General features: G+C 66.0%; 12 protein-coding genes. 3 read left to right on the top strand and 9 right to left on the bottom strand.

Going from position 1 to position 13505, the window contains the following annotated elements; translation table 11 throughout:
- Window positions 1-72: 72 nt before the first annotated feature.
- The 9 genes from ESZ60_RS04265 to paaN form a co-directional block, all read right to left on the bottom strand.
- Window positions 73-1479: an aldehyde dehydrogenase family protein gene (locus tag ESZ60_RS04265; RefSeq protein WP_134679176.1), complete on the bottom strand. Its 1407-nt coding sequence runs from the start codon at window positions 1477-1479 to the stop codon at window positions 73-75.
- Window positions 1480-1596: 117 nt separating this feature from the next.
- Window positions 1597-2526 (bottom strand): helix-turn-helix domain-containing protein, encoded by a 930-nt coding sequence (locus ESZ60_RS04260; protein WP_134679175.1) that lies wholly within the window; start codon window positions 2524-2526, stop codon window positions 1597-1599.
- A 69-nt stretch (window positions 2527-2595) separates the two neighbouring features.
- Window positions 2596-4539, bottom strand: coding sequence for a 3-hydroxyacyl-CoA dehydrogenase NAD-binding domain-containing protein (locus tag ESZ60_RS04255; protein ID WP_134679174.1), 1944 nt, complete (start codon window positions 4537-4539; stop codon window positions 2596-2598).
- 2 nt (window positions 4540-4541) lie between these two features.
- The gene (locus tag ESZ60_RS04250; protein ID WP_134679173.1) at window positions 4542-5243 is read right to left on the bottom strand and encodes an ABC transporter ATP-binding protein; all 702 of its coding nucleotides are present in this window, start codon (window positions 5241-5243) and stop codon (window positions 4542-4544) included.
- Window positions 5230-6006 (bottom strand): ABC transporter ATP-binding protein, encoded by a 777-nt coding sequence (locus ESZ60_RS04245; protein WP_134679172.1) that lies wholly within the window; start codon window positions 6004-6006, stop codon window positions 5230-5232. Before ESZ60_RS04245 ends, ESZ60_RS04250 begins: the two co-directional genes overlap by 14 nt.
- Complete coding sequence (locus tag ESZ60_RS04240; protein WP_134679171.1) at window positions 6003-6959, bottom strand: branched-chain amino acid ABC transporter permease; 957 nt, start codon at window positions 6957-6959, stop codon at window positions 6003-6005. Before ESZ60_RS04240 ends, ESZ60_RS04245 begins: the two co-directional genes overlap by 4 nt.
- A gap of 1 nt (window position 6960) precedes the next feature.
- Window positions 6961-7833 (bottom strand): branched-chain amino acid ABC transporter permease, encoded by an 873-nt coding sequence (locus tag ESZ60_RS04235; protein WP_134679170.1) that lies wholly within the window; start codon window positions 7831-7833, stop codon window positions 6961-6963.
- Window positions 7834-7896: 63 nt separating this feature from the next.
- On the bottom strand, window positions 7897-9042 hold the full coding sequence (locus ESZ60_RS04230; protein WP_134679169.1) for an ABC transporter substrate-binding protein: 1146 nt from the start codon (window positions 9040-9042) through the stop codon (window positions 7897-7899).
- 27 nt (window positions 9043-9069) lie between these two features.
- Window positions 9070-10719 (bottom strand): phenylacetic acid degradation protein PaaN, encoded by a 1650-nt coding sequence (gene paaN, locus ESZ60_RS04225; RefSeq protein WP_134679168.1) that lies wholly within the window; start codon window positions 10717-10719, stop codon window positions 9070-9072.
- Window positions 10720-10820: 101 nt separating this feature from the next.
- Between paaN and paaG the strand changes: the two genes are divergently transcribed.
- Genes paaG through paaK form a run of 3 tightly spaced genes read left to right on the top strand, consistent with a single transcriptional unit; the run spans window position 10821 to window position 13396 of the window.
- On the top strand, window positions 10821-11609 hold the full coding sequence (paaG, locus tag ESZ60_RS04220; RefSeq protein ID WP_134679167.1) for a 2-(1,2-epoxy-1,2-dihydrophenyl)acetyl-CoA isomerase PaaG: 789 nt from the start codon (window positions 10821-10823) through the stop codon (window positions 11607-11609).
- Window positions 11610-11623: 14 nt separating this feature from the next.
- The gene (gene paaI / locus ESZ60_RS04215) at window positions 11624-12055 is read left to right on the top strand and encodes a hydroxyphenylacetyl-CoA thioesterase PaaI (protein WP_209021240.1); all 432 of its coding nucleotides are present in this window, start codon (window positions 11624-11626) and stop codon (window positions 12053-12055) included.
- A 30-nt stretch (window positions 12056-12085) separates the two neighbouring features.
- Window positions 12086-13396: a phenylacetate--CoA ligase PaaK gene (gene paaK, locus ESZ60_RS04210; RefSeq protein ID WP_134679165.1), complete on the top strand. Its 1311-nt coding sequence runs from the start codon at window positions 12086-12088 to the stop codon at window positions 13394-13396.
- The last annotated feature ends 109 nt before the right edge of the window (window positions 13397-13505 follow it).

The following is a 13505-nucleotide window of genomic DNA, read 5'->3' as shown; positions in this document are numbered from 1 at the left end:
CCTTTCCCGACGAGCGGGCGGCCATGGGTTGCGCAGGGTCAGCGCCTAGGCGCAAGACCCCTGCGCAGGTCATCAGCTGAACACGACCTGAATGTCGGTATATTCCGCCAACCCCTCTTCGGTGAACTCGACGCCCAGACCCGAGGATTTCACCCCGCCAAAGGGCGCGTTCGGCTGGATCATGCCATGCTTGTTGATCCAGACCGAGCCGCATTCCATGCGCGCGGCGAGCTTGCGGCCAGCCTCGATATCCGAGGTCCAGATCGAACCGCCCAGCCCGTTCTCGCTGTCATTCGCCGCGGCGATGACTTCATCGAGATCGGTATAGCGGATCACCGGCAGGACCGGGCCGAACTGCTCTTCATCGACCAGCGGATCGCCATTCTTCAGGCCCGAGATGATCGTGGGCTTGAAGAACAGTTCCTCGCCCGCCTCGCCGCCCAGCAGCACCTGCCCGCGGGTTTTTGCGTCCGCGACAAGGCCTGCCACCTTGTCGAACTGCATCTTGTTCTGGATCGGACCAAGGACCGAACCCTCTTCCAGCCCGTTCCCGACCGGGATCTGCGCGGCATAGGCGACGAGTTCCTTGCAGACCTCGTCATGGATGCTGTCATGGACGTAAAGACGCTTCATCGCGGCGCAGGTCTGGCCGTTATTGATGAAGGCGCCCCAGAACAGACCCTCGGCGATGGTCTTGGGATCGGCATCGGGCAGGACAATGCCCGCATCATTGCCGCCCAGTTCCAGCGTCAGGCGCTTCATCGTGGCGGCGGCGGATTGCATCACGCGCTTGCCCGTCCCGGTCGAGCCCGTAAAGACGATCTTGCGAATGTCCGGATGGCTGGACATCGCCGCGCCAAGATTGACCTCGCGATCCTCGCCAGTGACGATATTGACCACCCCTGCGGGCAGAACCTCGTTCATCAGCTCGACCAGACGCAGCGTCGCAAGCGGTGTGTAGGGCGAGGGCTTGATCACCACCGTATTGCCGGTGCGCAAGGCGGGCAGGACATGCCAGATCGCGATCATCAGAGGGAAGTTCCAGGGCGTGATCGAGCCGACGACACCCAGCGGCTTGCGGTGCATTTCGACGCGGCCGGCATTGTCATCCTGCAAGACCTTCACGGGCAGCGACAGGCCCGCTGTATATCCGGCCCAGGCCTGTGCCCCGCCTACCTCCCAGCGCGATCCAAGGCCATTCAGCGGCTTGCCTTGTTCGAGCGTGATCAGACGGGCAAGCTCCTCGGCATGCTCGCCGATCTTGGCAGTGACCGCCTCGCAGGCGGCCTGCAATTCGGCATCGGATTTCTGCGACCAGGTCACGAAAGCCGTCTTGGCCGCGGCGACCGCCAGATCCAGATCGGCCAGCGTGGCATTCGGCGCGGTGCCCGCAACCTCGCCCGTCGCCGGGTTGATCACGTCGAAACGCGCCGCGACCGAATGGGTCTTGCCGTCGATAGTCAGGTTCAATTCGCTCATGTGTTTTTCCTCCCGTCCGATGACTGCCGGATCGTTTCGCGCCAATTTGCCCGATTTCGGGCCATGGGTCTTGGGCGCGCGCGCCACCGGACTTGGCCCGATGCGCCAGAAGCGGCCCTAGTGGCGCGCCTGTCCCGGCGGCATCCCGAAGCGCGAGCGGAACGCCCGGTAGAAATGCGACAGGTCGTTGAAGCCGCAATCATAGGCGATGGCCGCAATGCCGCCCCGATCCCGATCATTCAGCGCGACCAGGCGCGAGCGCGCCAGATCCAGCCGTGCCGCGAGGAGCGCCCCTGTGACCGAGCCGCCCTGCCGCGTGAAGGCGCGCTGCAAGGTCCGGCGCGAGACCCCCAGATCGCCCGCCAAGGCATCCAGATCCAGCGCCGCGTCCCCTGCCCGCGCCGCGATGCGCGCGAGCGCGCGCTGATGCAAGAGCGCGGTGCGGTCCGCCTCGCCGGTCGCGCGGGAATGGCAATATGCGGTGAGGATGTTCATAAGCGCCTCGGACAAGGCCGCCCCGCCGCAATCGTCGATCATCATGCGCGTGATAATGCCCTGAATCGCGGGCAAGAGGGGGTCCATCCGGTCAATCGCCAACCCGCCGGTGCAGAGCGGCCCCAGTCGCCGGACCGCCTCGCCGCGCGGCAGATGCAGCGAAATCTGCCTAGACTGCGCAGTTTCATAGAGAAATTCCGAAGGGATGGAGGAATCCGCGATATAAACATCGCCGGCCCTCAAGACGGTCTGGCAGTCGCGCTGCACGATCCGGCTGGTTCCGGCATGCTGCAGCAGCAGAAACAGGTGTTCTCCCGGATCGCGGCGGATCATCGCCTGATCCCGCTCGACCCGTAGGGCGTCGAGCGAAATCACTGCCGCCTCGAAGCGCGCAAGCCTGCGCGCCTCGACAAAGCCCCGGATGCGACCCACCTTGCCTTCGCGCGCATGGATGCGGAAACTGCCGCAGACCTCCTCGATCCGGCGGGAATATTCCTCGAGGCTGCTGACCCGGTCGCAGTCAAGGCCGAGCGTCACAGTCTGATGCAGCATGGCAGCCCTTTCTCAGCCCCGGCCTCAGCCCCGATTAACCGATCCGCCCGATGCCCGGCAAGCGTCCGGTCACAACCGCGCACGGGTCGCGAACATCGGCCCACCCCGCCAGCGCGGGAAGCCATAGCCATGGATCTTGACCAGATCGATATCGGTGGGGCTGGCAGCAATGCCCTCGTCGAGGATGGCCTGCCCCTCGGCCGCCATCTCGCCGACCAGCGCGGCGGCAATCTCGGGCTCGGTCATTGCCGAGGGCGGCGCGATCTCGGCGGCGAGCAGTTCCGCCACCTGATCCGAGACCAGCGGCTTGCGCTCGCCGGCCGCGTAATCATACCAGCCGCCGCCGGTCTTCTGGCCCTTGCGGCCGGCGCGGACAAGGATGTCGCCCAGCGTCTCGGGCACGTCCTGACCCGCCGCCCGCGCGCCCTCGCGCTGCAGATAGGCGATGTCGAGCCCGCCGAGATCCTGCGCCTCGAACGGCCCCATGGCGAGGCCATGCCCGCGCATCGCGGCATCGATCCGCGCGATCGGCACGCCCTTGCGCACCAGCCCCTCGGCGGCGGCGCGGTAGCGCTTGAGGATGCGATTGCCGATGAAGCCCTCGCAGATGCCCGATTGGACCGGGATCTTCTTCAGCAGCCGGCCAAGCGCGAAACCGGTCGCGAGAGTCGCGGACGAGGTCTCGGGGGTCGGCACGATTTCCAGCAATTTCATCACATTGGCCGGGCTGAAGAAATGCAGCCCGATGAAGCGCGCGGGGTTCGGCAGGCCCTCGGCGATGGCGCGGGGGTCAAGATACGAAGTATTCGTCGCCAGCACCGCGTCCGGGCGGCAGACCGCGCCGAGTTGGGCAAAGACCGCGCGCTTGACGCCGATTTCCTCGAAGACGGCCTCGATCACCATGTCGGCATCGGCCAACGCGGCGTAATCGGTGGTGCCGGTGACGCCGTCCTTCAGCGCCCGGGCATGGGCCTCGGACAGCTTGCCGCGCTTGACCCCGCCGTCAAAGACCTTGGCGACATTGGCGAGGCCGCGCGCGACGGCCTCGTCGTCGCGCTCGATCAGGATGACCGGCAGCCCGGCATCGCGCAGCGCGGCGATGATGCCCGCGCCCATCGTGCCGCCGCCGATCACCGCGACCGTCTTCAGCGGCAGGGGCGCGACATCGCGCAGGGCGGCGGGACGCGGCGCGGCGCGCTCGGCGAAGAAGACCGCGCGCAGGGCGGCCGCCTGTTCGGTGCCGCGCAGTTCGAGGAAGGTCTCGCGCTCGAAGCCCATCGCCTCGTCGAAGGACGCCTCGGCGGCCTTGCGGATCGCGGCCAGCGCGCGCAGCGGCGCGACAGCGCCCTTGGCGGATTTGGCGACGGATGCCTCGGCCTCGGCCCAGAAGCCTGCCTCGGGGGCCGCGGTCCCGCGCTGCGAGACCGGCAGCGGCAAGGGTTGCGCGATCGCCGCGCGGGCGAATTCGACCGCGCCGGCCAGTAGATCGCCCTCGATCACCGCGTCGATCAGACCGGCGGCCAGCGCCTTCGGCGCGCGCACGGGTTTGCCGGTCGTCGCCATGTCGACCGCCGTTTCGACGCCGCACAAGCGCGGCGTGCGCACCGTGCCGCCCGCGCCGGGGATGATGCCTAAGGTCACCTCGGGCAGGCCGACCGAGGCCTCGGGCAGGGCGACGCGGAAGCGGCATCCCAGCGCGACCTCGAAGCCGCCGCCAAGCGCCGAGCCGTGGATCGCCGCGATCCAGGGCTTTTCGGCCGCCTCGATCCGGGCCACGAGGTCGGGCAGGTGCGGCTCGACCGGGGGCTTGCCGAATTCGGTGACATCCGCCCCGGCGATGAAGGTGCGGCCGGCGCAGATCAGCACGACGGCGCGCACCGCCGGATCGGCGTCGAGCGTTGCGACCGCGTCCCACAGCCCCTGGCGCAGCGCCAGACCCAGCGCGTTGACGGGCGGGTTGTCCACGGTGACGGTGGCGATATCCCCTTGGCGGGCAATGGTGACGACGGACATGTTCAAATTCCCAGGTAAGCTTCGCGAATGCGGGGATCGGCGATGAGTTCCGCCGCCGCGCCCTGCATGGTAATTTGGCCGGTTTCCATGACATAGCCACGGTCGGCGATCTTGAGCGCCCCGAAGGCGTTCTGTTCGACCAGCAGCACGGTGACGCCAAGCGCCTTCAGGCCGCTGACCACATCGAAGATCTGCTGCACGATGATCGGCGCAAGCCCCATCGAGGGCTCATCAAGCAGAAGGCAGCTTGGCCGCCCCATCAGCGCGCGGGCCATGGCCAGCATCTGCTGCTGGCCGCCCGACAGGCCGCCCGCCGCCAGATTGCGCTTCTCGCGCAGGATCGGGAACATCTGGAAGGCGTCTTCCATGTCCTTGTCCACGCGCGCATCGCTGTAAAGGAAGGCCCCGAGCCGCAGGTTTTCCTCGACCGAGAGATTGGTGAAGATCTGCCGCCCCTCGGGCGATTGCGCCAGCCCCCGCGACAGCCGCTTGTAGGCGGGGACGGTGGTCAGCGCCTCGCCGCGGAAGGTGATCTTGCCGCCCGAGACCGGCTGCACCCCGGACAGGCAGCGCAGAAGCGTGGTCTTTCCCGCGCCATTCGCCCCGACAACGGTGACGATCTCGCCGCTGTCGACATGCAGGTCCAGCCCGTGCAGCACCTCGATGCGCCCGTAGCGCGAGCGCAGTCCCTCAACGGTCAGCATCGGCGGCCTCCGTGCCCAGATAGGCGGCGATCACCGCCGGGTTGCGGCTGACCGCCTCGGGCGGGCCTTCGGCGATCTTCTCGCCGTGATCCAGCACGACGACATGATTCGAGATGCGCATGACCATCTTCATGTCATGCTCGACCAGCAGGATGGCGACGCCGGATTTCGCGACCTCGGCGATCAGGTGGTCGATTTCCTCGGTCTCGACGGCATTGCAGCCGGCGGCCGGCTCATCGAGCAGCAGGACGGCGGGATTCATCGCCAGCGCGCGGGCGATCTCCAGCCGCTTGAGCGAGCCATAGGAGAGGTTCCCGGCCTCGCGGTCGGCGGCGCGCTCAAGACCCACGCGGGCGAGAAGCGCGCGCGCCCCCTCCTCGGCCATGCGGGTGCGCTTGCGCGACGAGGGCAGGTTCAGCAGGTCCGCGAGCACGGGGCCGCGCTCCTGCAGGTGGAACCCGGCCATGGCGTTTTCCAGCACGGTCATGTTCTGGAAGATCTGGAGGTTCTGGAAGGTCCGGGACATGCCGCGGGCGGCCAGCAGGAACGGCTCCATCCCGGTCACGTCCTCGCCCTTCAGGCGCACCTTGCCCGAACCGGGGCGATAGACCCCCGAGATCATGTTGAAAAGCGTGGTCTTGCCCGCGCCGTTCGGGCCGATGACCGAGACGATCTCGCCCGGCTCGACGGAAAAGCTGACGTCATGGACAGCGCGCAGCCCGCCAAAGGCGATGCCGAGGCGCTCGATCTGCAACAGGCTCATTCGCCCCTCCCCCGGATCTTGCGCAGGATAGACGGAACCAACCCCTCGCGCAGGAAGATCATCACCAGCATCATGACAAGCCCAAGGATCAGCTGCTCATATTCGGCAAAGACCGTCAGCACCTGCGGCAGCAGCGTCAGGATGCCCGCGCCGAGGATCGCGCCCGGCACCGAGCCGACCCCACCCAGCACGGCCATGGTGACCATCTCGACCGAATGCATGAAGCCCGCAATGTCGGGCGTCACGAACTTGTTCTGCAAGGCCGTCAGCGAGCCCGCGACCGAGGCATAAACCGCCGATATCACGAAGGCCTGCAGCTTGACCCGCGCCACGTCGATGCCGACGGTTCCGGCGGCGATCTCGGAGCCGTGCAGGGCGCGCAAAGCGCGTCCGCTCGGGCTGTTGAAGAGGTTCAGCGCGATCCATGCCCCGATGACGAGGCAGAGGCCGGTAAAGGCATACCAGAACTCGCCGTTCGAAAGGTTCAGCCCCCAGTCCTTCAGCAGCCCGCGCAGACCGAGATCGGCGACCTCGATCCCGTCCGGACCCTTGGTCAGTTCGCGCTCATTGTTCAGGACCATGGCGACGAGGATGCCGAAACCCAGCGAGGCGACGCCGAGGTAATAGCCCTTGAGCCGCAGGATCGGCCGCCCGACCAGGTAGGCGAGCGCCGCCGAAACCGCCGCGCCCAGCACCACGGCCAGCGCCGGGGGCAGGCCCCAATGCACCGGGGCGAGCGCGCAGGCATAGCCGCCGATCCCGGCGAAACCGGCATGGCCAAGGCTGATCTGCCCGGCATAGCCGGTCAGGATGACGATGCCGGTGACCGCCAGCGCATTGACGAAGATCAACGCGCCGACGCGGAAGTAATAGCCCGAAGGAAAGAAGAACGGGGCCGCCACGATCAGCGCGGCCATGATGATCAGGGTCAGGTGCTTACTGGACAGTCGCATCTTACACCCGATCCGTCGATTTGGACCCGAAGAGGCCCTGCGGCATGAAGAACAGCACCGCGAGGATGACGACGAAGGCCGCGGCCTCCTTGTATTGCGAGGACAGGTAGCCCGCCGTCATCGCCTCGAAAAGGCCGAGCAGCAGCCCGCCCGCGAAGGCGCCCTTGGGATTGCCCATGCCGCCCAGCATCGCGCCCGCGAAGCCCTTCAGCGCAAGGCCGAGGCCGACATCATACGAGGTCATCGTGATCGGCGTGATCAGCACGCCTGCAAAGGCCCCAATGGCGGCGGAGAGCGCAAAGGACAGCGTCATCACGAAATCCGTGTTGATGCCCACAAGCTGCGCCGCGAGGCGGTTGTTCGAGGTCGCCAGCACCGCGCGGCCAAGGATCGTACGGGTGAAGAACAGCCACAGCCCAACAAAGACCGCGAAGGCCCCACCGATCGCCCAGAGGCTTTGCGTGAGGATCGTCGCGCCCAGAACATGGATCGGATCGTCACCGGAAAAGGCCGGGAAGCTGTGGATCTGCTTGTCGAAGATCAGCTGCGCCGCGCCCCGGATGAAGATCGACGCGCCGATGGTGATGATGATGAGCGAGACGACCGGCGCGCCGCGCGCGGGCTCGATCGCGAGCTTGTTCAGCGCGACACCGACGGCCGCCGTGGCCGCGATGGCGGCAAGGGCGGCCAGCGGCAGCGGCAGACCGGCTGCATGGGCAAAGACGGTGATCATGCCGCCCAGCATGACGAATTCGCCCTGCGCGAAGTTCACCACGCCCGAGGCGTTGTAGATGATGGTGAAGCCAAGCGCGACAAGCGCATAGACCGCACCCACGGTCAGTCCCGAGAACAGGAACTGCAGGAACTCGGACATGCTGGGGTCCTTCTCTTCAGGGCTCCGGGCGGAAGGCGGCCCCTTGCGGGGCCACCTCGACGATCACTCGACGATGGTCCAGCCGCCGTCCTTGATCTCGAGCATCCGGAAGGCCGACAGGTCGAGCCCCAGGTGGTCCTCGGCGGACATGGCATAGACGCCGGTGGTCCCGGCAAGGCCGGTGATGCCTTCGAGCGCGTCGCGGATTGCCTCGGGTTCGCTGCTGCCGGCCTTGGTGATCGCCTCGACCATCAGGGCGAAGCCGTCATGGGCATAGCCGCCGAAGGTGCTGACCGGCATCTTGTATTTCGCTTCATAGGCCGCCTTGTAGGCCGCGACGACCGACTTTTGCGCATCGCCATCGGCCAGCAGGTCCGCGACCAGAAGCGCCGTGCCCGGCAGGCGCACGCCCTCGGCGGCGTCCTTGCCTGCGAGCTCGATGAAGCCGTCCGAGGCGACGCCATGCGACTGGTAGAGCGGCAGGTCGATCGCCAGCTGCTTGTAGTTCCGGGTCACGATCGACGGGCCCTGGCCGAAGCCGGGGTTCAGCACGGCCTGAATGCCCGCCGCGTTCTTGATCTTGGTCAGCTGCGCCGTCATGTCGGCGTCTTTCGGATCATAGGTCTCGTCGGCGACGATCTCGATGCCATATTCACCGACCACGTCCTTGCACTGTGCGTGCATCGAGGCGCCGAAACCGTCGGTCCCCGAGATCAGGCCGACCTTGGCGATGCCCTGCTTCTTCATGTCCTCGAAGATCTTCTGGCAGGCCATGCGGTCGGTATGCGGGGTCTTGAACGTATAGGGCTTGACCGGCTGGATGATGTCGATCGCCCCGGCCAGCGAGATGAAGGGGATCTCGGCATCCTCGGCCACGGCGAGGATCGACATCGAGGCGCCGGTGGTGGTGCCGCCGATGATCGCATTGACCTCGTCATCCTCGATCAGGCGGGTGGCGAAGGTGCGCGCCTTGTTGGCGTCGCCGCCATCGTCATAGAGCACCAGTTCGACCTTCTCGCCATTGATGCCGCCCTTGGCGTTCAGCTCTTTGACCAGCATTTCGAGGGTCTTGGCCTCGGGATCGCCAAGGAAGGCCGCCGGGCCGGTGGCCGAGATCGAGGCGCCGATCTTGATGTCGGCATGGGCCGCCGCAGCAAGGCCGAGCGCGATCAGCGCGGCGGGAACGGTCGTGGTCAGGGTCTTGATCATGGGTTCCTCCTCCCAGATGTAAACGGTTCAGGCGGCCGCGGGGCGGCGCCACATCACCCGCCGGAAACGGCTGGCGACGAAAGCAGTATCGGTCAGGCTGGCATTTCCGGCCGGGTTGGCCCCGGTGACGTGGAAATCGCTGAAGGCCGCCGATTGATTGACGAAGATATTGCCGGTCAAGTTGATCGACAGGTTCACCCCGGCCTGCGCGAAGGCGCGGACAGCGCGGGTGATCCGCGCCTCATCCGTGTCGTAAAGCGCCGCCGTGATCGCGCCCTTATGCCGCGCAATACCAGAAGCGCGGGTGATGCCGGTGTCAGCATCGTCAACTGCGATCAGGAAGGCGATGGGGCCGAAGCATTCCTCCTCGGCACTCGCATCGCCATCCTCAAGCGCCAGCAGCAGTGGGCTTGCGGAGCGCCCCTCGCCCACGGGAGCGGAGTCGCGGATGATGCGGCCCGTGGCGCGGGCGGTTTGCACACGCTCCAGCGTCGCCGGGTTGGCGATGGCCCCGCAGACCCCTGCCGCGCGGGCCGCGTCCGAGAGCAGCGCGTCAATGGCCGAGGCGATGCCCACCGCGACTTCATCAAAGCTTTTCGGCCCCTGATCGGTCGTGATCCCGCCGCGCGGGATATAGATATTCTGCGGCGCGGTGCACATCTGGCCCGAATAGAGCGCCAACGAAAACGCAAGATTCGCACACATGCCCGCAAAGTCATCGGTCGCGGCGATGGTGACGGTGTTCACTCCCGCCTCTTCCGAGAAAATCTGCGCCTGCGAGGCATTGGCTCGCAGCCAATCCCCGAAGCCCGAGGAGCCGGTATAGTCAATCAACCGTACCGCCGGATTGGTCGCCAAATCCTTGGTGATCTCGGCCCCCGCTTGGTCCACGGCCAGCAGGATGGAATCGGCGGGCAGACCGGCCTCGGTCAGAACCTCGCGCAGCACGCGCACGGTCAGCGCCAAGGGCAGGATCGCCGCAGGATGCGGCTTCACGATGACCGGATTGCCGGATGCGAGGCTCGCAAGGATGCCGGAATAGGAGTTCCACGTCGGGAAAGTATTGCAGCCGATCGCCAGCGAAATACCGGTCGGAATCACGGCCCAGTTCTTTTCCAGCACGATGGGCGCGGATTTGCCCTGCGGCTTTTCCCAACGCGCGGAACCGGCAAAGCGGGTCATCTCGTCAAATGCGACGGCGACGGCTTCCAGCCCACGATCCTGCGCGTGAGGGCCGCCCGCCTGAAAGGCCATCGCAAAAGCCTGCCCTGTCGTGTGCATGGTCGCATTGCCGATCAGGAAGCTCATCCGGTTCAGACGGACCAGTGCCTCAAGGCAGACGCCCACACGCGCCTCGATCCCGGCCTCGGCCAAAGCCGGGGCGGCGGCATCAGACGCGGCAATCAGCGTCGCCGCGCTGGCTGCCGGATAGGTGATTCCCAAGACCGGGCCAAAGGGTGATTCCTCGCGGCCCAGATGGGTTTCCTCGGGGTGACCGGGGATTGCGAAAGCTGCCCCGCACAGTTCGGCAAAAGCAGCCTCGCCGTCGGAACGCGCGGTTTCTCCATAGATCTTACCGCTGGGAACCTCGGGGAAAGGTGTCCAGAATTCGCGCGTGCGAAGCGCCTGCAAAGCAGCCTCAAGCATCGGCCGATGGCGTTCGAACAAATCTGACATGAACCCCTCCCAAGATTTGAACATTATCATTGACCGACCGGTCGGTTTATGCAACACAAATCTTCAATAGCCTCGGGGAGAGCGAGGCTGGGGAGTTCCAAATGACAGAAACGGTCCTGACCACGCTGGTCGATGGCGTCCTGACGCTGACGCTCAACCGCCCGGAAAAGCTCAATTCCTTCAACGAGGAAATGCATCTGGCCCTGCGCGCGGGAATCGAGCGCGCCCATTCCGACGCCGCCGTCCGCGCAGTCCTTCTGACCGGCTCGGGGCGCGGCTTCTGCGCGGGCCAAGACCTCGGCGACCGCGATCCGAGGAAGGGTGGACCCGCCCCGGATCTAGGCCACACGCTGGAGACCTTCTACAATCCGACGCTGCGCCTGATCCGCAACCTGCAAAAGCCGGTGATCTGCGCGGTGAATGGCGTGGCGGCGGGCGCGGGTGCGAACCTCGCATTTGCCTGCGATATCGTGCTGGCCGCGAAATCCGCGAAATTCATTCAAGCCTTTGCCAAGATCGGACTGGTTCCCGATGCCGGTGGCACTTGGAGCCTTGCCCGCATTCTGGGCGAGCCGCGCGCCAAGGCGCTGGCCATGACCGCCGAGCCGCTTATGGCCGAAAAGGCCGCCGATTGGGGTCTGATCTGGAAAGCCGTCGAGGACGAGGCGCTTCTGGCCGAAGCCACCGCACTGGCCTCCCAGCTTGCTGCTGGTCCGACCTTGGGCCTCGGCCTGACCAAGCAGCTGATCCAGGCCGCCGCGACCAACAGCCTGGACGAGCAGCTTGACCTTGAACGCGACTGCCAGCGCAAGGCAGGCCGCTCGCGCGACTATGCCGAAGGCGTCACCGCCTTCCTCGAAAAGCGCAAGGCGGAGTTCATCGGCGAATGAAACATGTCCGCGAGATGAGCCCGCAGGAACTGGCCGAGGCCTCGGCCGCGGCGATGTGGAACGACGATTCCGCCAGCCAGCGCCTTGGCATGAGCCTCGATCACATCGCGCCGGGCGAAGCTGATCTGGCCATGACCATCACGGCAGACATGTCCAACGGCCACGGCAATTGCCATGGCGGCTACATGTTCACGCTGGCCGACAGCGCCTTTGCCTTTGCCTGCAACAGCTACAACCAGATGGCGGTCGCGCAGCATTGCGCGATCACCTATCTCATCCCCGGCCGGATCGGAGACCGGCTGACGGCGCAGGCGCGCGAAGTCTCGCGCCGTGGCCGCTCGGGGATCTACGACATTCGCATCACCAACCAGGACGGCGCCCATGTGGCCGAATTCCGCGGCCATTCGCGCACCGTCAAGGGCACCCACCTGCCGGTCGAAGACTGACCGGACCGCATTTTGCATAGGGAGGAAACCATGCAAGACCTGTCCCCGATCAATGCCGGCCTTGAGCCGATTGAAACCGCCTCGCGCGATGAAATCGCCGAGCTTCAGTTCCACCGCATGCAATGGTCGCTGCGCCATGCCTATGAGAACTCGCCCTTCTACCGCAAGCGCTTCGACGAGAACGGCGCCCATCCCGAGGACCTGAAAACCCTCGCCGATATCGCCAAGTTCCCCTTCACCGTGAAGCAGGACCTGCGCGAGACCTATCCCTTCGGCATGTTCGCCACCCCGCGCGAGAAGCTGGTGCGCATCCACGGCTCGTCGGGCACCACCGGCAAGCCCACGGTCGTCGGCTATACCCAGCGCGACATCGACACCTGGGCCAACCTGATCGCGCGCTCGATCCGCGCGGCGGGTGGCCGTCCGGGCGACATGCTGCACAACTCCTATGGCTACGGGCTGTTCACCGGCGGCCTCGGCGCGCATTACGGCGCCGAGAAGCTCGGCTGCACCGTGGTCCCGATGTCGGGCGGCATGACCGAGCGTCAGGTGACGCTGATCAACGACTTCAAGCCGCGCATCATCATGGTGACGCCGAGCTACATGCTGTCGATCCTGGACGAGTTCCGCCGTCAGGGTCTCGATCCGCGCGAAAGCTCGCTGGAGATCGGCATCTTCGGGGCCGAGCCCTGGACCAACTCGATGCGCGAAGAAATCGAGGAAGCCTTCAACATGCATGCCGTGGACATCTACGGCCTGTCGGAAATCATGGGCCCCGGCGTCGCGCAGGAATGCGTCGAGACCAAGGACGGGCTGCATGTCTGGGAAGACCACTTCTATCCCGAGATCATCGACCCGGTCACCGGCGAGGTCCTGCCCGACGGCCAACTTGGTGAACTGGTGTTCACCACGCTGACCAAGGAAGGCCTGCCGATGGTGCGCTACCGCACCCGCGACCTGACCCGCCTGCTGCCCGGCACCGCCCGCAGCATGCGCCGGATCGAGAAGATCACCGGCCGCAGCGACGACATGATCATCCTGCGCGGCGTCAACGTCTTCCCGACCCAGATCGAGGAGCAGATCCTGAAATGTCAGGGCCTCGCGCCGCATTTCCAAATCGAGCTTTCCCGCTCGGGCCGGATGGACAACATGACCGTCCATGTCGAATGCACGCCCGCGATGTGCGACGAGAGCGCCCGCGCCCATTCGGCCAAGGAACTCGCGCATCACATCAAGTCGGTGGTCGGCGTCTCGACCAAGATCAATGTCACCGATCCGAACGGCGTCGCCCGCTCGGAAGGCAAGGCGAAACGCGTCGTCGACAATCGCCCCAAGGAATAGGAACACGAAGCGGCGCGGGCATGACAGCCCGCGCCGAAACCAATAGAGAAGGTCGGGGGTTGGCCCCCGTCCCATTGACCCGACGCTGAACAGGGCGGTCGAAAGGAAT

Origin of the sequence: Paracoccus ravus, assembly GCF_004522175.1 — a bacterium.
Classification (GTDB): domain Bacteria; phylum Pseudomonadota; class Alphaproteobacteria; order Rhodobacterales; family Rhodobacteraceae; genus Paracoccus; species Paracoccus ravus.
The sequence above is the reverse complement of the archived record's forward strand: the minus strand, read 5'-3'. Positions and strand labels throughout refer to the sequence as shown.